General features: G+C 44.2%; 14 protein-coding genes and 1 pseudogene. 1 reads left to right on the forward strand and 14 read right to left on the reverse strand.

Annotated elements, in window-relative coordinates:
- Positions 1 to 191: 191 nt before the first annotated feature.
- From CC97_RS18585 to CC97_RS03735, 5 genes are all read right to left on the reverse strand, one after another.
- Positions 192 to 1,913 carry an HD domain-containing phosphohydrolase gene (locus CC97_RS18585; protein WP_049962673.1) on the reverse strand — a complete coding sequence of 574 codons (1,722 nt, stop codon included), beginning with the start codon at positions 1,911 to 1,913 and terminating at the stop codon, positions 192 to 194.
- Positions 1,914 to 2,220: 307 nt separating this feature from the next.
- A complete protein-coding gene (nifU, locus tag CC97_RS03720) occupies positions 2,221 to 2,658 on the reverse strand; it encodes a Fe-S cluster assembly scaffold protein NifU (protein ID WP_044973767.1) in 438 nt (145 codons plus the stop codon).
- A gap of 187 nt (positions 2,659 to 2,845) precedes the next feature.
- Positions 2,846 to 4,030 carry a cysteine desulfurase NifS gene (nifS, locus tag CC97_RS03725; RefSeq protein WP_044973768.1) on the reverse strand — a complete coding sequence of 395 codons (1,185 nt, stop codon included), beginning with the start codon at positions 4,028 to 4,030 and terminating at the stop codon, positions 2,846 to 2,848.
- Between the two features lie 235 nt (positions 4,031 to 4,265).
- Complete coding sequence (locus CC97_RS03730; protein ID WP_044973769.1) at positions 4,266 to 4,901, reverse strand: GDSL-type esterase/lipase family protein; 636 nt, start codon at positions 4,899 to 4,901, stop codon at positions 4,266 to 4,268.
- Positions 4,902 to 5,209: 308 nt separating this feature from the next.
- Complete coding sequence (locus CC97_RS03735) at positions 5,210 to 6,499, reverse strand: O-acetylhomoserine aminocarboxypropyltransferase/cysteine synthase family protein (protein WP_044973770.1); 1,290 nt, start codon at positions 6,497 to 6,499, stop codon at positions 5,210 to 5,212.
- A 432-nt stretch (positions 6,500 to 6,931) separates the two neighbouring features.
- Here CC97_RS03735 and CC97_RS03740 point away from each other — a divergent pair, with 432 nt between their 5' ends.
- Positions 6,932 to 9,304 (forward strand): HD-GYP domain-containing protein, encoded by a 2,373-nt coding sequence (locus CC97_RS03740; protein ID WP_049962674.1) that lies wholly within the window; start codon positions 6,932 to 6,934, stop codon positions 9,302 to 9,304.
- Between the two features lie 47 nt (positions 9,305 to 9,351).
- Here the strand turns inward: CC97_RS03740 and CC97_RS03745 are convergent, their stop codons facing one another.
- The 9 genes and pseudogenes from CC97_RS03745 to CC97_RS03785 form a co-directional block, all read right to left on the reverse strand.
- Positions 9,352 to 9,642 (reverse strand): hypothetical protein, encoded by a 291-nt coding sequence (locus tag CC97_RS03745; RefSeq protein WP_044973771.1) that lies wholly within the window; start codon positions 9,640 to 9,642, stop codon positions 9,352 to 9,354.
- Entirely contained in the window at positions 9,639 to 10,025 is a 387-nt protein-coding gene (locus CC97_RS03750) for a hypothetical protein (protein WP_044973772.1), read from the reverse strand. The genes CC97_RS03745 and CC97_RS03750 overlap by 4 nt, the downstream gene beginning before the upstream one ends.
- A 16-nt stretch (positions 10,026 to 10,041) precedes the next feature.
- Positions 10,042 to 12,208 (reverse strand): annotated as a pseudogene (gene cooS / locus CC97_RS03755) (anaerobic carbon-monoxide dehydrogenase catalytic subunit).
- Positions 12,209 to 12,293: 85 nt separating this feature from the next.
- Positions 12,294 to 13,067, reverse strand: a complete 774-nt coding sequence (locus tag CC97_RS03760) for an ABC transporter ATP-binding protein (protein WP_044973773.1) — start codon at positions 13,065 to 13,067, stop codon at positions 12,294 to 12,296.
- On the reverse strand, positions 13,067 to 13,828 hold the full coding sequence (locus CC97_RS03765) for an ABC transporter permease (protein ID WP_044973774.1): 762 nt from the start codon (positions 13,826 to 13,828) through the stop codon (positions 13,067 to 13,069). Before CC97_RS03765 ends, CC97_RS03760 begins: the two co-directional genes overlap by 1 nt.
- A gap of 82 nt (positions 13,829 to 13,910) precedes the next feature.
- On the reverse strand, positions 13,911 to 14,846 hold the full coding sequence (locus CC97_RS03770; RefSeq protein ID WP_044973775.1) for an ABC transporter substrate-binding protein: 936 nt from the start codon (positions 14,844 to 14,846) through the stop codon (positions 13,911 to 13,913).
- A 270-nt stretch (positions 14,847 to 15,116) separates the two neighbouring features.
- Positions 15,117 to 15,788: a hypothetical protein gene (locus CC97_RS03775; RefSeq protein ID WP_044973776.1), complete on the reverse strand. Its 672-nt coding sequence runs from the start codon at positions 15,786 to 15,788 to the stop codon at positions 15,117 to 15,119.
- Between the two features lie 970 nt (positions 15,789 to 16,758).
- Entirely contained in the window at positions 16,759 to 18,096 is a 1,338-nt protein-coding gene (locus CC97_RS03780) for a nitrogenase component 1 (protein ID WP_044973777.1), read from the reverse strand.
- Positions 18,096 to 19,661 (reverse strand): nitrogenase component 1, encoded by a 1,566-nt coding sequence (locus CC97_RS03785; protein WP_044973778.1) that lies wholly within the window; start codon positions 19,659 to 19,661, stop codon positions 18,096 to 18,098. The genes CC97_RS03780 and CC97_RS03785 overlap by 1 nt, the downstream gene beginning before the upstream one ends.
- Positions 19,662 to 19,674: the final 13 nt, after the last annotated feature.

The raw sequence follows: 19,674 nt of genomic DNA on the forward strand, positions 1-19,674 counted from the left end.
CAGGATCTGCCCTTCTGTCCGTTATATTTCATTTAAATGTAACGCTGTTTACATTAAGGAAACACTGATTAAACCGGAAATCCGGCTTCGTCGGATTTCCGGAGGTGTGATTTTACGGGGCTTCGCCCCGAACCCCCACGCTGATTTATGAATAAATCAGCGTTTCCTTAACTTTTTCACCGGTCCCTGTATCATTCCGGAGATTCGCTGCTTTTTTCAACACTGTAGAATTCTTCAAGTTCAGGGCGGCACTGCAGAAAGATCTCTGCAAGCTTTGCGTCAAAATGTGAACCCGAGTCAGCTTTTATGATCTCAAACGCCTTGTCGAACGAAAATGATTCCTTGTAGCAGCGCTTTGAAACGAGTGCGTCAAAAACATCAGCAAGTGCCATTATTCTGGCCTCGACAGGTATATCGTCCCCTGCAAGTCCGCACGGATATCCCCTGCCGTTTACCTTTTCATGATGATAGTGAGCTATGTTTGCAGCTATTTCAACGAACTGCTCCTCCTCAACTCCTGTAAGTATCTTTCGTACCATTACAGCGCCGATCTCAGAGTGTTTCTTCATTTTTTCGTATTCTTCATCGGTAAACTTTCCCTGTTTGCGAAGAACGGCGTCGTCAACACCTATTTTGCCAAGATCATGCATAGGAGCACTTCTTATGACACACTCAAGAAAAGCAGGATCAAAGTCCATGTCTGACTTAAGCAGCTTTTCGGAAAAAATCCTCACCACCTCGCTGGTCCTCTTTATATGACTGCCGGTACTGAGATCGCGTGATTCGACCATCTGTGCCATACCGAGAATGGTCTTCTGCTGAATTTCCATTATTCTGCCTGTCTTCTCATCAACTTCCTCGGCAAGCTTACGGTTGAAGTTATCTGACAGTTCAAGTGCATTGTAATGCTCGGTCTCATCCTTGAGTTCAACCGTATAGCCCCGGCAGAGATTTCTGAAGTTTAAAAGCGGATGGATGACGCAGTCATACGTCCTTCCGTCAATAACGAAAGTGGACACCCTGTTTTCCGTACTGTCATCTGACTGACTGTGTTTGCTGTGATAAAGAACCTCAATTATTGAATTTCTAAGTTCACCGCCTGCATCTTTCGGAAAATGTCCGATACGGAATTTTTTTAACTCAGGGAAAATCAGTTCCGCTTTTTCATTGCATCCCATGTAGCGGAGCTTATTGTCAAAAGTTATAAATCCGAATTTTCCGAGATGTTTGTCAACAATATCCTTGTTTTCCTCAACAGTGTAGAAATTCGCTCTGTTCACACTGTGCATCGATACGATACACATCGCAGTATACACCATCGGAATAACTATTATATCGGAGAACACTTTGGTATTGATCTCATAAACAACAGCCGCAAAAGCAAAAATATGCACCAGAAGCATTATACTTTTACGGTCAACCGGACGTTCCGTTTTCATGGCGTATATACATGCGGCAAGCGCCATGACACCGTAGCTTAGTACTGATGCGGTAAATATCATATGAAGAGGGCCGTAGACTTTATCAAGATGTCTTATGCCGTTTTCAATATGGAATTCCGCTTTTCTGTAATAATACGGTCCGTTTCCGGCGGTACAGACCATTGCAAATATCGCTGACTGTACCGTGTAAAGAGCGCACTTGAGTGCTTTCGGGATCCGTATATGACATACTTCGCATATCGTAAGGCAGTAAAGCAGCGGAACAAAGCAGCCGCCGACATAAGTTATCTTGACCGCAAGCAGAGCTTCGGAAAGATTCTGCGCACCCGCAAATGCTACATATCCGCCGTTTGCAATAATTATACCGATAATCAGCACATACTGTATAACACTTCTTCTCTTGTCAAAAATGATCTGGAACAGAAACAGTCCCAGAGCTATGACAAGACTTAATATATAAAACCATATCATAATGAATACCTCTTTATCCCGCCGGCTGATACTGCTTATCAGAACCAGTCTGCGGGTATGAAGTTCCGGTTCCCTTTTCCGGTCCTTCACAGTGATTTATGAACTGAACACAGTAAGCATTCATTATATATATCGGCAGAAATTAAATAAAATCAATGTCAGAAAGGGATTTAACAATTACTGAATACAGAAAAATCAGCATAACACACTCACGTAATACGTTTGCGGGTTATGCTGATCGGTTTCTGAGGAGAGTTTTTTCAATGGAAATGCTGATTATCAAATATCTGTCAGTCGCGCTATATTATCAGTAATCCTCTTCTTCAAGTGTTTCGGAAATGTCATTTGCCGGCTTTTTGAGTCCCTCGATTACGATGCCGTTCTTTTCAGCATAGTCCCAGAGAGCCGCATGTATTGCCTCTTCAGCTAGGAGCGAGCAGTGTATCTTTACCGGCGGAAGTCCGTCAAGAGCTTCCATGACTGCCTTGTTTGTTACCTCAAGCGCCTCGTAAATCGTCTTTCCCTTAACAAGTTCAGTAGCCATGCTGCTTGTTGCTACAGCAGCACCGCATCCGAAAGTCTTGAACTTTACATCACGGATCACCTGGTTTTCATCTATGTCAAAATAAATTCTCATGATGTCGCCGCACTTGGCATTACCAACTGTGCCGACACCGCTTGCATTTTCTATTTCTCCGACATTTCTCGGGTTTGAAAAATGATCGATTACTTTTTCACTGTACATAAGATCTTACCTTTCAGTATTATTATTGTTCCTTTAAGAAAACGCTGATCAAATCGTAAATCCGGCTTCGCCGGATTTACGAAGGCGGGATTTGCGGGGCTTCGCCCCGGACCCCACGCTGATTTATTCTTAAATCAGCGTTTCCTTAATCAATTCATTTCACAGCCGCAGCAGACTGTCATCACAGTCAGGCTTTATTGTTTTTAAGAAAATCTTCGTATAACGGTGACATGCTGCGGAGTCTGTCAACTATCTTTTTAAGTTCATCAACTACGTAGTCAAGATCTTCCTTTGTAGTTTCTTCGGAGAGAGTAAGTCTGAGTGAACCGTGCGCTATTTCATGCGGGAGTCCTATTGCAAGGAGAACGTGCGAAGGATCGAGGGAACCTGATGTGCATGCTGATCCGCTGGAACCGCAGATTCCCTTCTGGTCGAGGAGAATTAGAAGTGACTCACCCTCGATGAAACGGAAGCAGAAATTAACGTTGTTCGGAAGTCTGTCAGTCCTGTGTCCGTTGAACTTTGAGTACGGGATCTCGTTTTCAATCCTGTTTATAAGGTAGTCACGGAGCTCAGTTTCCTTACGTATTCTTTCCTCCATTGTCTTTCCTGCGATCTCGGCTGCTTTTCCGAGTCCGACAATGCCCGGAGTATTGGAAGTACCCGCTCTTCTTCCGCGTTCCTGTGAACCGCCGTGGATGAACGAGCGGATCTTTACGCCCTTGCGTATGTACATGATGCCGATACCTTTCGGGCCGCCGAACTTGTGGCCGCTGGCTGAAAGCATGTCGATGTTCATTTCATCAACATTTATCGGAATATGGCCGTAAGCCTGTACCGCATCAGTATGGAAAAGAATGCCCTTTTCGTGTGCAATTCTTCCTATTTCCGCAATAGGTTCTATTGTACCGATCTCATTGTTGGCCGTCATGACTGAGATGAGGATCGTATCCGGTCTGATGGCCTTTTCAACATCTTCCGGGTGAACGACACCGTCGCTGTCAACATCGAGATAGGTTACTTCAAAACCGTGCTTTTCAAGATATTCACAGGTGTGAAGGATGGCATGGTGTTCTATTTTTGTTGTTATGATGTGTTTTCCTTTTGAGCCGTATTCTTCAGCAGTCGCCTTTAAAGCCCAGTTGTCAGACTCGCTTCCGCCGCCTGTAAAATATATTTCCTCAGGCTTTGCACCGATAAGTGCAGCCGCCTGGTTTCTTGCTTCCATAACAGCCTTTTTGCCTTCTGACGCAAAGCTGTAGATAGCTGAAGGGTTGCAGTAAGTTTCGGTAAAGTAAGGAAGCATTACGTCAAGTACTTCTTTTTTTACCCTTGTAGTCGCTGCATTGTCAAGATATATGAGTTTTGACATGACTATGATATTCCTCCTGAACTGCAGTGAATTGCTGTGCTTTCACTGTTATAAATTTATGTTTACATGGTTTGTTATCACTGAATTTATTATATACCTTTTCGATAGGCTTTGTCAAGTATATTTTTGGATTAGCTTATGCTAATCCTTACCGAAACTATTTTCCGGATCACAGCATGTAACGAAAAGGTTCGCGCGTCCTGTTTCCGCACATATTCACGATATTTGTTCGCATTCAGGCGCACCGGATAGCTCTGATCTTTTCATAAACAGCTGAAGCTAACCTGCTGTGATTATCTTCATCCATATGTTCTTCGTCTGTTTTACTCGGAACTGCAAATTCAGATGCATCGAGAAAATACGTATTTTCCGCACGGCTTATCTTTCTGTATTCGGCCGCAAGTTTCTTTGATATCTCAACTGAGTTTCCGTCAAATTCAGGGTCGAAGCCTTCCTTCCAGACGTTTTCGCCAAGGTGGATAGGTGAAATGATAAGTATCTTCACCTTGTCCGAATACGCTTTAACCTGCCTTACAAGTCTTCCGACTCCCTTGGCTATTACCTCCGGAGACGCTCCGTAAATAGCCTTGCAGTCATTTGTGCCAAGCATTATCACCACCAGGTCTTCGTCTGAGGGGGCATGTGTCTCAAGGATCACAGGAAGAAGCTTTACACCGCATCTTCCGTCGCGAAGCGGATCTTCAAAGATCGTGGTCCTTCCCACAAGACCTTCCTCAACTACTCTGGAATCTGTCCCGGCCAGCTTTTCGCTGAGAATACTCGTCCATCTTTTTCCCCACGGATATCTTTTTCCTGTTCCCGGAATGTAACCGAATGTATTTGAATCGCCGAAGCATATTACCTGTTTCATGTTAAGTCCTCCGCTCTTAAAGATTTTACTGATAATATAATGAACTGTTATCATAATTTATTATACCACACCTATAGGAATTGTAAAATACAATATGCTTATACTGAGTTATAGGCTGGATCTATAGCAAAACTCAGAACAAAACGGAAGCACTGATCTGCACTTCCGTTTGTGTCCTTACTATGAAATGAAGTTTATAATACTGAAAATCACGTAATGTTTCTGAACCGGACTGATGTCAGGTCACAGGTAATGCGTCCGGCAGAGTGCAGCTGTCACTCTGTCTGAAGAAATGTTTTTCCTCAGGATCAGCGGATAGCTGCAAATGCCTTGTCGAGAGCTGCGATAAGGTCATCGATGTGTTCTGTACCGATCGACAGACGAATAGTAGTTGGCTTGATACCCTGTTCAGCAAGTTCAGCTTCTGTAAGCTGTGAGTGAGTTGTTGATGCAGGATGGATAACCAGAGACTTAACGTCTGCAACATTTGCGAGGAGTGAGAAGATGTCGAGGTTATCGATAAACTTCTTTGCGTCATCTTCTGTTCCCTTGATGTCAAATGTGAAGATACTGCCGCCGCCGTTCGGGAAGTACTTCTTATAGATCTCATGGCTTGGTTCTGAAGAGAGTGACGGATGGTGAACAGCTTCTACCTGAGGATTCTTTGCAAGGTAATCAACTATCTTGTTTGTATTCTCAGTATGACGTTCAACACGTAGTGAGAGTGTTTCAAGTCCCTGTAAGAAGATGAATGCGTGGAACGGTGAAAGTGTAGCACCTGTATCGCGGAGAAGAATAGCACGAATGTAAACCGCAAATGCAACAGGGCCTACAGCATCAGCAAAGCTTATGCCGTGATAGCTTGGGTTTGGCTCTGAGATCCACGGATATCTTCCTGACTTCTTCCAGTCGAAGTTACCGCTGTCAACAATAACGCCGCCGATAGCTGTACCGTGACCGCCGATGAACTTTGTTGCTGAGTGAACTACGATATCTGCGCCGTATTCGATAGGACGAACGAGATAAGGTGTTGCGAATGTATTGTCAACTACAAGCGGAATACCGTGCTTGTGAGCGATAGCTGCAATTTTTTCAATATCGATTGCATTTGAATTAGGGTTACCGAGTGTTTCGATGTAAAGAGCCTTTGTGTTTGCATCGATAGCCTTTTCAAATGAGCTTTCATCTGAAGGATCAACGAATTTTGTGTTTATTCCGTAAAGAGGAAGTGTATGTTCGAGAAGATTATATGTACCGCCGTAGATAGTGTTTGATGCTACGATGTTTTCGCCTGCCTTTGCAAGAGCTTCGATCGTATATGTAATAGCTGCCGCACCTGAAGCTGTTGCAAGAGCGGCGGCACCGCCTTCGAGAGCTGCTATTCTCTGTTCAAAAACATCCTGTGTAGGATTTGTAAGTCTGCCGTAGATGTTGCCGGCATCCTTAAGTCCGAAGCGGTCAGCCGCATGCTGTGAGTCGTGGAATACGTATGAAGTTGAAGCATAAATAGGTACTGCTCTTGCATCTGTAACCGGATCTGCCTGTTCCTGACCTACGTGAAGCTGTAATGTTTCAAAGTGTAATTTATTGTTTGCCATGATGATTTCCTCCTGAATTAAATATTATTCTGTTTTTATTTATGTGGAACACCGGTCAGTCCGGATAAAAGCTTTCCTGCTAACCGGTACTTACTATCTTAAAGAACGCTGTTCCTTAGCTTTAAGTGTGTTCCTCTTTGCTATGTCTATATTATATATCAGAACGGTAGGGTTTGTCCAATGCAAATATTCCATAGCCGGTTATAGCTTTTCCCTATAACTGAAACAGTAAATCAAGCGACAATCTGAAAGCATTGTTCTTCCGTCCGGGCTATAGTTTACAAAAAACGTCGTACATATATTGCATTTTTCATTGTAATCTGATAAAATTATATTATTAGCAGTTTTAAATAATACACTATTTTATTTGTTGTTAATCCATGCGGGGAACATGGAAATAAATATGAGCAGGGTTCAAGGGGTGTAAAATAAATGAACTTTGAAAAACTTAAAGGAGACCGTAATAAAAAGAGTTTCAGACTCACCGTAATACTTATACTTCTGGCCGCTCTCACTGTAGGCGCGGACGTTTATTCAAGCGTAATGTATTTCGGAAGATCGACCAGACTTGTAAGAGCTGAAACAATAACAAAATCTGCAAAACTGGCTGCAGAGCTGGTAAACGCTGATAAAATAGATTTCTGGCTCGAAAACGGAGCTGATGAAGAATACAAAGCGACAAAGAATACTCTTCAGTGTGTTATCAACAATACGCCGTCTCTTCAGTACCTTTATATTTATCAGATAAATGAAGAAGGATGCCGGGTCGTTTTCGACCTCGAAACAGAAGACGAGAGCCTTAAGAAGTACGATGAACTGCCTGAAATATCATCTTCCGTTCTCGGAAGCAGAGAGGCACTTGACGACAGCTTTGAAAAATATGTTCCGGCTATGCTGGCGGGCGAAGAATTCGGCATCGTGGAATCAAAAGGCAAGTACGGCTGGCTTATGACCAAGTACCAGCCGATATTCGATTCATCAGGAAAATGTGTTGCATATGCCGGCGCCGACATTTCAATGCGCGGAATATACTACTACAGAAAACGCTTCATGTTTCTGATGATCGGTATTTCATCATTCTTTCTTGCAGGATTCATTCTTCTGAGTCACCGACTGCTCGTACAGAACAGAAAAGATATCATATACGACGAATTCATCAAACAGCAGAAGCACGACCAGAAACTGCTGCGTGAAGTTATTGAGGCATTTGCTCAGGTTATCGATGCGAAGGACAAATACACTCAGGGCCATTCGACCCGTGTCGCTGAGTATTCCGAGCGAATAGCAAAACTTGCCGGTAAAAATGAGGATGAATGCCGCGAGATCTACTACACTGCCCTTCTTCATGACGTTGGCAAGGTAGGAATACCGCTTGGCATCATAAACAAAAACGGAAAGCTTACTGACGAGGAATACGAACTGATAAAGCAGCACCCTTTAAAAGGAAACAATATTCTTTCAAGTATCAATGAATTCCCTTACCTGAGTATCGGTGCCCATTATCACCATGAACGATACGACGGCAGAGGATATCCGGAAAAACTCAAGGGTGATGACATTCCTGAAATAGCAAGGATCATCGCAGTAGCTGACGCATACGATGCAATGACATCAAACCGAAGCTACCGTGCTGCTATTCCGCAGGATCTTGTACGTGAAGAGATCGTAAAGGGTTCGGGAACGCAGTTCGATCCGAAATTCGCCAAGGCAATGCAGCATCTGATCGATCTCGATTCGGAATATGAAATGAAGGAACGTGAAGCAGTAAGCGAGCTTGCCGGCAAAAACGAACTTGTTGTCGGCGATTACCGAAGTGAGTACTCTGAAGGTATTCTTCTTACTCAGTGCATGACTACAATATGTATAACGGTAAATCCCGATGAACCTTCGCATACTCCTGTTCCGTCACTCGTACTGTTCGATTCCCTTGACGGAAGAGTTCACGACGATGATGAAAAGGAAGCAAAGGAACTTCTGTACTTCGAATACGGTGAGATCTGGCTCGACGGCAAAACGGCCACAAAAGGCGCAAGGAAGATGCAGACAAACTACTCTAATGAAGGCATGGACATCATTAACGAGAATGAGTTCAGAATACAGGCTGTAAAAGTCCGTGACCATGTACTTGTAAACATACTGAGCCGAAAACGGAAGATCGAAATAACGACTGCCCTTCCGGACAGCACCCGCTACGCATATCTGGTACTCACCGGTGAGCACTGCCGTCTGAGCAGCGTAAGCGTGGTAAAAACTGAAGAACAGGTTTCAAACGACTACATAAAACGAATAGCGGAAGAAATAAGCTTTATTAACGTACCTGCCGGAGATATACCTAATGTGCAGGTGGACGGCTTCCGTTCAGCTGCGACCGATGGTATCAGTATACCTGAAAAAATGGTCATCAGTTTCCACACAATGAGTCTTCCTACAGCACGTCTTGTATGGCACTGCCCGTATATGGTTGTATTCAGTTCCGACGACGGCCAGATAAACGGAGTAAACTACAAGGAATACGCACTTATACGACTCGACGGTGAAAACTGGGAATCAGACAGTGACGCTAAAAACGACTTTATCGTAAATGTCCAGGATTCATTCAGCGGCTGGGAGGCATGGAAGGAATACAACAAGGCTGGCTACGATACATCCGTATCATTCGAAAAGTCAGGTAACACGATAACCGTGACCACAAGCAATCTCGGTGTGTTTATCAAAAACATCACCACCCTTCCGGACGCCATCGACAATGTATTTGTCGCTCTGACCGGCGACCAGTGTGCGATCACAAATATCAGAATAAAATAAAAACGGAGCAGGAGACCGATAACCAAACCGGACTCCTGCTCCGTTTTTTAAAATCTTTTCTCCGGGTCCCTGACAAGAAGGTAAACCATCCATACAACAAGAGCGAGAACTACTACTGAAAGACCGAGGAATGTGTCATTTAGCATATCTGCTGATGACGGAATAAAGTAATCTGCTCCGTCTTCGATATATTCGACTGCGGCGTCAACGAGCCACATGAGAGATGCACCCCAGAACATGTAGCAGAGGATACCGGTCTTCATCTTTCTCGCCTTTTCACTTGTGTACCAGATAAGCGTTACTGTTACAGCAGCAATGAGTGTGATAAGGAGGGTCATGATCTTACCTCCTTTTCATTATGTTCCTTTGCGTTCTTTGCCCATATCTTTTCAATAACGACCGTCGCCGCCCATACCGCGGTGACTATGACTGCCATCGCTGTTCCGTTCACTGCCATTTCGTCAAGCATGACCTGTGCTGATTCCGGACTTGACGCTGCTGTAAGGAACGGGAAAAACGGTGAGATCTCGCCGTGCCATAGATGTTCAAACGCCAGAAGACCCGAACCGCCCCAGAGAAGCCCGTTAAGTCTGCCGAGCCTGTCTGAGAATCTCACTTCATATTCATCAGTTTCCTTTTCATTTTTCTTCGATTTCTTTATTACAGCTGATGCAACCGTTGTTACTATCGCTTCTGCTGTCGGTACTAAAAAACATGCCATCTGATTTACTCCTTACTTATTTATCCCATCCGAGCGCACAGCGCTTTTCCTTCATGTCGGCAATTATCCTGTCTGCAAGAGCTGACGGATCAGTGTCAACATTCATTGTGGAACCAAGAAGTTCCTTTGTGCCGTGCTTTAAGAATTCAATTACATTCTTTGAACCGTAGATCTGTGCTTCAACGCAGTGATATGAGCTTATGCCGTTAAGTCTGAACCCGAGAGCTGCATCGATGCCTTTTTCATTTCCCCATTCAGGCGATGAAAATGCAAACGGCATCTCGTACATTTTATGTCCGAGCGCTCCGGCAACACCTGCGAAAATACCGCTTGAACGCGTGTTGTCTATGCACTCGCCCACATGCCATACCGGCGGAAGATCAGGTTCGAGAAATTCACGCAGACTCTCTCCCGCCTTTTCCTTTCCGGATACCGCACAGTAGCCGAGCTTCATAAGCGGGAATGACGCACAGCCGTTGGAGATAATGAGAACGTTGTTTTTAAGCAGTTTGTCGGCAACGTCAACTATGCATTTTTCGTAAAGCACCTTAGGATTATTGCATCCTACCATGTTGACGATACCGAGTATCTTTCCGCTCTTTATCGCTTCCGCAAGAGGCTTCATGCTTCCGAATCTTCTGTGGATGTACTCAACCGAGAATCCGACTTCAGCTTCGACTTCGTACGGAGGTATGTAAACAGGAATACCCTTTCGTGCCTCAAAGCTTTCAATGGCTCTTAAAACGATCTTTTCAGCAAGTTCCTTTGTCTGGTCAATGTTTGAATGATGGTGGTCATATTCAAAGCGTTCAGCACCCGGAAGTCTTGCAGACTCGCTCGTGGTGACAACTGTTGTCCTGAAGCATTTTGCCACTTCCATTATGGACGGGAAAACGTCCTGTACGTCAGCTACCCAGAGATCAAGAGCACCCGTACCGAGGACCAGTTCCGCTGAAACGGCATTTGAAAGCGGTATAACTCCGCTGTAGCGGTACATTGCGGAAAGTCCGGAGCAGCAGATGCCGTAAAAAACGTATTCCCTTTGCACCCTTTGACTTTGCAAGTTCTATAAGATCCTCACGCTTTCCTGCTTCAACGATCTGGCTTACAAGCAACGGAAGATGACCGTGAACAGCAATGTTTACATATCCTTTCTGAAGGGCACCAATGTTCACCTTTGAAGTCACCCTGTCCCCGACACCGAAAAGGCAGTCGGTCGCTATCGATCCGCCGACTACACCAGAGAATGTAAACGCAAGTCCGCAGCGCAGGAACTGCTGCATTATCGACTTCCAGTCGCCGTCTATGGCACATCCGGATTTATGGTAGGCTTCAAAAACTTCATGGTACGCACTTACCGGAAGAATGTCAAGCTTCTTCCATGTTTCCTGACGTTCAGGTGCTGCACAGGCTGATATTGTTTTGTATTCTCCCGGAACAGTCCTTGACAGATCTTCAAGCAGTACATCGGCCAGATCCTTTGCGACATACTTGAGCTGTCTGTTCTTCTGCTTTATTCCGAAAGCCTCAGCAGTTGAACGTATCTTCTGTTCACCGAGTATCGGTATGTCGAGTTTACCCTCTGCAGCATATTTCAGCGCAAGCATTACCTCACGTGCATGCATGCCGTGCTGTGCCGCACCGGCGGCTGCTGAACGGAGAAGGTTTCTCGCAACTATAAGGTCGGCATCAGCACCGCATATTCCCTTCGGCGCCTTCGGCGTGATACGACAGGGACCCATGTTGCATATCTTGCAGCAGATGCCGGCCAGTCCGAAGTTGCACTGCGGTTTCTGTGCATCGAAACGGTCAAAACAGGTGTCGATGCCGAGCTGTTCCATTCGAAGAAGCATTTCGCGGACTGCCGGATCCGGCGTCTGTTCGATGACATCCTGCTTTGACGGGAAGGTTTTGCGGTATTCGCTTACTGCATTCATGTAGTCCTTTATAAATGCCTGCGGATCATCTTCCTCACCCTCACCATCATGATGAGAGGCTTTGAGCGTAACGACAGGTATGCCGTGGGCATCAAAGCCTATAAGATTTCTGTGTGAATGTATGTGGTCCACGCCGTCGCTGTGGTGATGACCGTGATGATGTTCATGCTCATGCATGTATTCCTCACCGTGATCGTGTCCGTGATGCTCATGACAGTGAGCATCTTCTGTTTTCTTCTTAGCCATTAAACTCTCTCCATAATTCATATTCATAAACCAGCGTCCGGATCCGGATGAATACACCGGATTTCCGGACCTGATCTGTGTTCTGTTAAATCACATAATCAATGTATTCTTCGGTCTTCATGTTGAACAGTTCGAATACCCTGTCACGCACATGAAGGAATCCCTGACTTGTGCGGTCTGCCGTGCTGTGCGCCGGAACCTTTACTATGCTCTTTATCCTTCCCGGATCAGCCATCATAACAACGATCCTGTCAGCAAGGAACACTGCCTCCTCAATATCGTGGGTGACGAATATGATTGTCTTCTTCTCCTCGCGGGATATTCTCAGCATATCGTCCTGAAGCTTCATTCTTGTGATCGCATCGAGCGCTCCGAACGGTTCGTCCATAAAAATTATATCAGGATCCACCGCAAGGCCTCTTGCAATCGCAACTCTCTGCTGCTGACCGCCGGAAAGCTGACGCGGATAGCGTTTTTCAAAGCCTTCAAGTCCGACAAGTTCAAGAAATTTTCTCGCTGTTTTATCCGCCTCTTCCTTTGAAATGTTCTTTGATTCAAGACCGAGCTTCACATTGGAAATTACATTTCTCCACGGCAGAAGTCCGTAGTTCTGGAAAATGGTAATATTCTTAACTGACGGCTTTTCAACTTCTTTTCCGTCTATTGTGACGCTGCCGCTGTTGAGCCTTTCAAATCCTGCAAGCGTGTTAAGAAGAGTACTTTTTCCGCATCCGGAAGGACCTAAAAGACAGATGAACTCGCCTTTTTCTATTTCAAGTGAAACATTGTCGAGAACTACTGTTTCTTTTCCGTTCTGGGTGTATTTCTTGCATGCATCCTTAACTTCAATGTATGCCATTATTCAGCACCTCCCCAGGCCTTCAGTATTTTCTTTTCGGCAAACTTAAGTATACCGTCAAGGATAATGCCGATAACACCGATAACAAGGATAGTCGCTAAAAGAATATCTGCACGGATGTTGTTTCTTGCATCGATTATCTGGTAACCAAGTCCTGACTGAGCACCTACCATCTCACCGGCAACAAGGAAGATCCACGCTGTACCTACTGCAAGATGGATGCCGTTTGCTATCTGAGGAAATGCGGCCGGAAGGATGAACTTCCATGTGAGCGCCGGCTGCTTTATACCGAAGTTTGATGCTACCTTGAGATAAACCGGATCGATATTGTTTACAGCAGCAACGGTTGAAAGAAGAACCGGGAAAAATGCTGCTATGAAGATGATAACTATCGCCGGTACCTCACCGATACCGAAAAGAAGGACGATAAACGGCATCCAGGCTGTCGGCGAGATAGGTCTTAAAAGCTGAAGCGCTGGATTTACATATTTAAATACTCCCGGCAGACGTCCGAGGATGAGTCCCAGGAAAACAGCCACGACTACAGAACTTATGTAACCGACGGAAAAGCGGAACATGCTTGTACCGATGTTCTTAAAAAGAGTTCCGTCGGTTATCATTTCAATAAGCGCAAGAAAAGCCTGATACGGTGACGGAAAAAGCGCATCGCTGTAGTCGCTGACCATATACGCGATCTGCCAGATACCGATAAGAACTGCAACCGACACGACTGCATTCTTAACTGACAATAATTTTTTCATTAACTTCATTCCTTAAATAATCTGAGGGATAAAACGGGGTTTTACCCTGCATTCCTGCCCTGATCAGTGAAATGACCGGGACTTACTGAAAATCGTTCTTTACAAATTCTGCATAGGACGGCGGATTGTCTGAGAGACCGTATTTCTTTACCTTATCAGTAAGCAGTGTATATGTTTCCTCTGAGATCTCAAGATCGTCAAACGAGATCCACTGAAGTGAGATATCGAGAACATCGCTGCTCTGCTTGAAATACTTTTCTGCAGTCTTCTTCGCTGTTTCAGCGTCGAGTGCCGCACCGGCTTTTTTGTAGCTTTCAACGAACGACTTTGCCTTGTCAGTTTCGTTCTCAATGAATTTATCTGTAAGAACAAGACCGCAGCAGACAGAATCCTCCCAGAGTTCCTCTGATGTATACAGTACCTTTCCGGCACCCGTCGCAACGCCCATTGCACCGAACGGTTCAGCAACACAGTAACCATCGATCTGTCCGCTTGCAAGGGCTGAAGGCATTTCAGTAGGAGCAAGCTCAGTTACGTTTATGTCATCCACAGTAAGTCCTGACTTTTCAAGCACTTCGTTAAGAAGAATGTTGTGTGATGACTGTCTGTGCGGAATCGCAAAAGTCTTTCCCTTCAGGTCCGCTCCGTCGTTTATACTGTTTGAAACTATTACGACGTTTCCGTCATGGTGGCCGAGTGCCACAGCTTTTATTCCGACGCCTTCCTGCTTTGACTTCATTGCAAGTTCTATGAGAACTGACGCACCGTCGACCTTGCCGGTGTTGAGCGCATCAAGCAGTTCCGGCCATGAACCGAATTTTACAAGTTCGACCTTAAGTCCGTTTTCCTTTTCAAGTTCTTCTGCTTCCTCGAGTACCGGAAGCGCATGTGTGATAGGCAGATAAGCGATCTTTACTGATGATTCCGGTGAATTCCCGTCTGATGCCTTTCCGCATCCTGTAAGTACCGCAGCCGAAAGTGCCAGTGCCGCGATCAGTGATAATGTTCTTTTTTTCATACTAAAACTTCTTTCTTATATTTTCTATGTATTTGGTATGTATTTAGATTATCACATTTAATCTATCAAGTCAATAGGTTTGGTCTTACTTATAATTTATACTTATATATAGATTTTATCTATAACCGGTTATATCCGGGTAAAACCTGTACGGTCGTAATTTATTTACCTGTTTTACATCAAAAAATCCCGGCGATTCGTAAGAATTACCGGGATTTTTATCTCGAATATGTATTTACAAAAACATATCTCGTTTACTGTAATAAGGTCTTATACTAATCTGATTTTTGCTCTTTCCATATCTGCTTCAAAAGAAAGCACACATATCAATGCAAGAAGTGCCCCCTGAAAAGTACCTGTACCGTCAAGGTTGACGATGCCTTTACTGTAATCACCGTTTAAATTACAGTTACCGCAGTCTGCGATTTTCAGAGAATCTATATCGGTATGCAGAACCTGCGAAATATTCTTTTTCTCAACGAAAATGCTTCGTTTATCGGTTATAACGAAATACTCCTTTCCTTTTGAAAAGATACCTTTGTTTCCGTAGACTATGACACGTTCACCAGGCTCCATAACTTCATTTATACGCGGAAGCGCATTAGCTATCTGATCTTCACGCAGTCCTTTCATAGAAATATCATCCGGTATCTTACATTTAGCGGACAGATATTTCTCGATCTCTGACGAATTTTCACATATATCCATGCAGTGCACAATACTTTTTATGCAGCCCGAACCGTTCTCTTTCTTCATCACTTTGGAAAGATCACACTCAACGCTGAATACTTCTTCATTAAGACCATAATATTTTGCACAGGGCTTTCGTGTTTCACTCGGTTCATCAGAATATCTCGAATTGCAGAATGAACAGAACCACTCATGTCTGGTCCTTATACGTTTCAGCTCCCCGCCGCACTGTTCACATTTTAAAATCTCCATTGTTTTCATCCTCCGGTCATAGATTTCGTATGTCTCTATTATACTACATTTTGAGCTGAAGCTCCATAGTGCAATTATTATTTTAAGAAAAATCCCCTTCAGTAATAGCCTGTTTTTATATCCCCATATCAGTTATTTGCATTGGACAAACAGTGAAATGCAGGTTATAATATAACCATACCACACAGGAAAGGAGCTGTACAAATGGTAACAAGTAAGTATTCCATTCAGCACATTTTCCGCTCAGCGCTCATTTGTACAGAGCGGATGTGGAAAGCTGGACGATGTTGAAACTGACATTTTAAATTCGCATAAACACTCTTATTGTATTATAGAAAAATCCACCCGGACTTCCATTAGGTTCGGGTGGATTTTTGCCTATGCAGCAACCATTTCTCCAACATTAAAGCAATTGTAAACCTGCGCATTATACTGTTAAACGGAAATTGTAAACCTGCGTATTCAGGAAAAATGAGACCCATCAGTTCATAAAAATTTGAATTCTATATTCAATATTATATTGCTTACCATACGAAAAAGTTACCTGTAACTATAGTTTCTTTGGGTTTAGCATTTTCATCAAGAACACCGGCTTTAATCAGTGCTTCCTTCGATACTTTCTTAGCCTCTTCTCTGTCCATCGTTCTTAGTTTTTCAATATATTACTGCATACCACGAATGTATTCTTCGTGAGTAGGTCTTCTTTTTCTTTCGGCCATTTTACGTTTCTCCTGTAAATACAAATATCCTTTACAACTTTATTATACTACATTATCAGCTGAAAATCTATACTGACAATAAAGTTTTCAACATGAATAAAAGCCAGTGGCAATAACCAGTGGCTTTTCAGATAAAATTATGTGGGGTCCACTTCAGATTTAATTGTGGCTAGCCCGTGAATAGTAACGGCGATTCGAAAGTGAAGTTTCTGATAAAATATTGAACAATGACATTGATGTTATTTCAGTATTTAACCGTGTACAGCGGCCGAGTATATTTTTTCAATAAACTGAAGTGCACCGGAATAGCCGATATAAGTCCTGTTCAGTACAACCTCTTCCGTTGCTATTGTTCCTACCTCTACAAGTACAGCATTCTTTTCCCTGGCTGCATCCTGTTCCCATGAAGAACCAAGAATAAGCGGTGTACTGTTTCCGAAATCATACTCTGAAATCTTTTTTTCGATAAGATAACCGTCTTCGATGAAATCAACATTTCCGGTTACGCCTTCAGAAAGTTCATTGTAAAGTTCTGCAACAGTTTCACGGTACTTTGCAGGAGTATTATCGGAAATTATCTGACCAACAGGTATAAGACCTATCTGGTCGGCAAGGAATCTTGAAAAGGCAATGTTATAAGCCGCATCACCCACAATAACAAACTTTGACGGAAATCCGAACCAGTACTCTGCAAAAAAGTCTGCAAAATGGTCGAAGAAATAATAGTACCTCTTTGCTTCACTTTCTATGAACTTTTCAGCTTTTTTATTATCGATACCGGCATATTCAACGACCTGACGTATGAACGCCGTCGTTGCTTCCTCACCTACAGGAATTACCGGAATGTGAAGGTACGGCTGGCCGTATTTCTTTTCGAGATGTTCTGCCACTCTCAGACCCAGCCATGGCGAAAGCACAAGGTTGAATGCTGCCTTCGGAATGTTCTTCCACTCAGATACACCTGCACTCTCACTTCCGAACAGGACATTTACTTCAAAGCCTGCTCCCTCAAGGATCCTCTTCATCTCGATAAGATCGCCCCGCCAGAATGTATTGAAATAAGGTGCCCCCATCCACAGGTTTATGAGTTTCTTACGTCTGCGTACGCCCTTTGCTTCTCCTACAAACTGATCGATTATTGCAAGTACCACTTCTTCATGTCCCCATAGGTTGTTCCCCTTGAATCCCGGTATCTCAGCATGAACAATGGAATATCCCTTTTCACGATACGGTTTTATAACAGCATTCACATCATCTCCCACAAGCTGCGGTGAACATCCTGACAGGACTACAAACAAATCACCCTTCATGATTTTCAGTGCTGATTTCACAACACCGTCAAGCTTTTTTGCACCGCCGAAAACTATCTCGTTTTCACCGGAATTGGTTCCGGGAATATCACCGCCTCCGACACCTGACGAACCCTGAAATCCGTTGCAGAACGACATTGTAAAATACTGCTGGTCCACGCATCCCGGTCCGCAGTTTATTACAGGGACTGCTCCCGGGATCGCTGATACAGTATAAGCTGCTCCTATAGAGCATGCGTAGTGCGGATGTGTGATCGTTGTATGTTTATTCTTAGCCATCAGTTCTGTTCCTCCTTATCGGATTCATCGAGTATTTCCGGATGTTTAGCCAGAATAAACGGATCTTTCTGACTCAGCCACCAGTCACTGTACGGAAGCGAGACATGCCTCTTCAGAACCTGATTGAGCTTCCTGCGGGCCAGTATTTCAAGAACCGCTTCACCCACACGTATGATTCCGTCATAACCTACAGGAAAATGTTCGTCACCTATAGCAAACGAAGGAATTCCCATTCTTGCAGCATTCGGAGCAAGTCCGTTATGCCGGATGATAATGAAATCAGCCTTAACTCTGCCAAGAAGCGCCGGAAGCTGGAAAGGCTGACACTTGCTTACGGTGAAATGCGGTATATCACCGTAATTGTCAACAAGAGTCTTCAGTGTATTCTGTTCTTCATATCCACCGTCGTAAACAGGATCGTGGTGGAATACCACTGAACCGTCAACTGTAATTCCAAGATCACGAAGTACCGAAATCAGGCCGTGTGCATAGGAAGAGCCTGTAAGCACAAAACCGCAGACACCCTTCAGTTTCTCTTTCAGTTTTTCGATTTTCGGTCTTACACGTTCATGTTCTGAAGCTATGTATTCTTCGGCTTCCTTTTCCTTTCCTACCTGTGCGGCAACAGCACGAAGCCATGCATCAGTTCCGTAAAATCCGTATGGCTGCGGAGCTTTTATCTGAGGTACTCCGTAGGCTTCTTCGAGTGCAGTTGAAAAATATGAGCCAAGAGTATGACAGAATGTCGTGGTACATGCCGCTTCAGATGCCTGGGCAAGCTCATCGTAGCTTGCTATATCCATGATGTAATTTACTCTCAGTCCAAGCGGTTTAAGCATATCAGTAAAGTAATCGGTACCCCACAGTGCAACTATGTTTATAAGGTCAGGCTGTTTTACAGGCTGCTTTTTTACTATATGTTTAAGTACAGCATGCTGTGCTATATCAAACCCGGTCGACCAGTGCTTTGAGCGGAATCCTTCACACTGCATAGGCGCAACTGGTATTCCGAGTTCTTCCTCCATCTCTGCAGCTATGCTGCCTATATCTTCACCTATGATAGCTGTTGAGCAGCTCATTGAAAAGAAGATAGCCTTCGGAGAGTAACGTTCAAAAGCTTCCCGTGCTGCTTTTCTCAGTTTTTCAGCCGCACCGAATACCATATCCTTTTCCAGCAGATTGGTATTGATAATATTTATATTGTGAGGTTCAATGCCGCGGCGTTCAAGACCTGCGCGGAAAGCAAGGTTAAATTCCGGATTTCTGGCTGAACAGCCTATCGGAGAATGCTGTATCAGGACACAGTCACGAATGTTTCCGGCCTGACATGCTGCAATCGAATTGGCACACATACTCTGCTGATTAAAAGGCATATTGAGTTCACACAAACGGCAGCCTTCTCCGTTTCTTCCTGCGCCGGGACATCCGCTATTTTTAAGTGCACGTTCCTCATAACGTGACTGCTCAACAAGTTCTGAAGCTTTACCGTCCCATGAGATTATTGATCCAAGACGCATTTCGCGGTTCTCGATGTTCTCAAGGTCAAGTCGTATTTTTTTGGCCATTTTGATTATCCTT

Source organism: Ruminococcus sp. HUN007, from assembly GCF_000712055.1.
GTDB lineage: Bacteria > Bacillota > Clostridia > Oscillospirales > Ruminococcaceae > HUN007.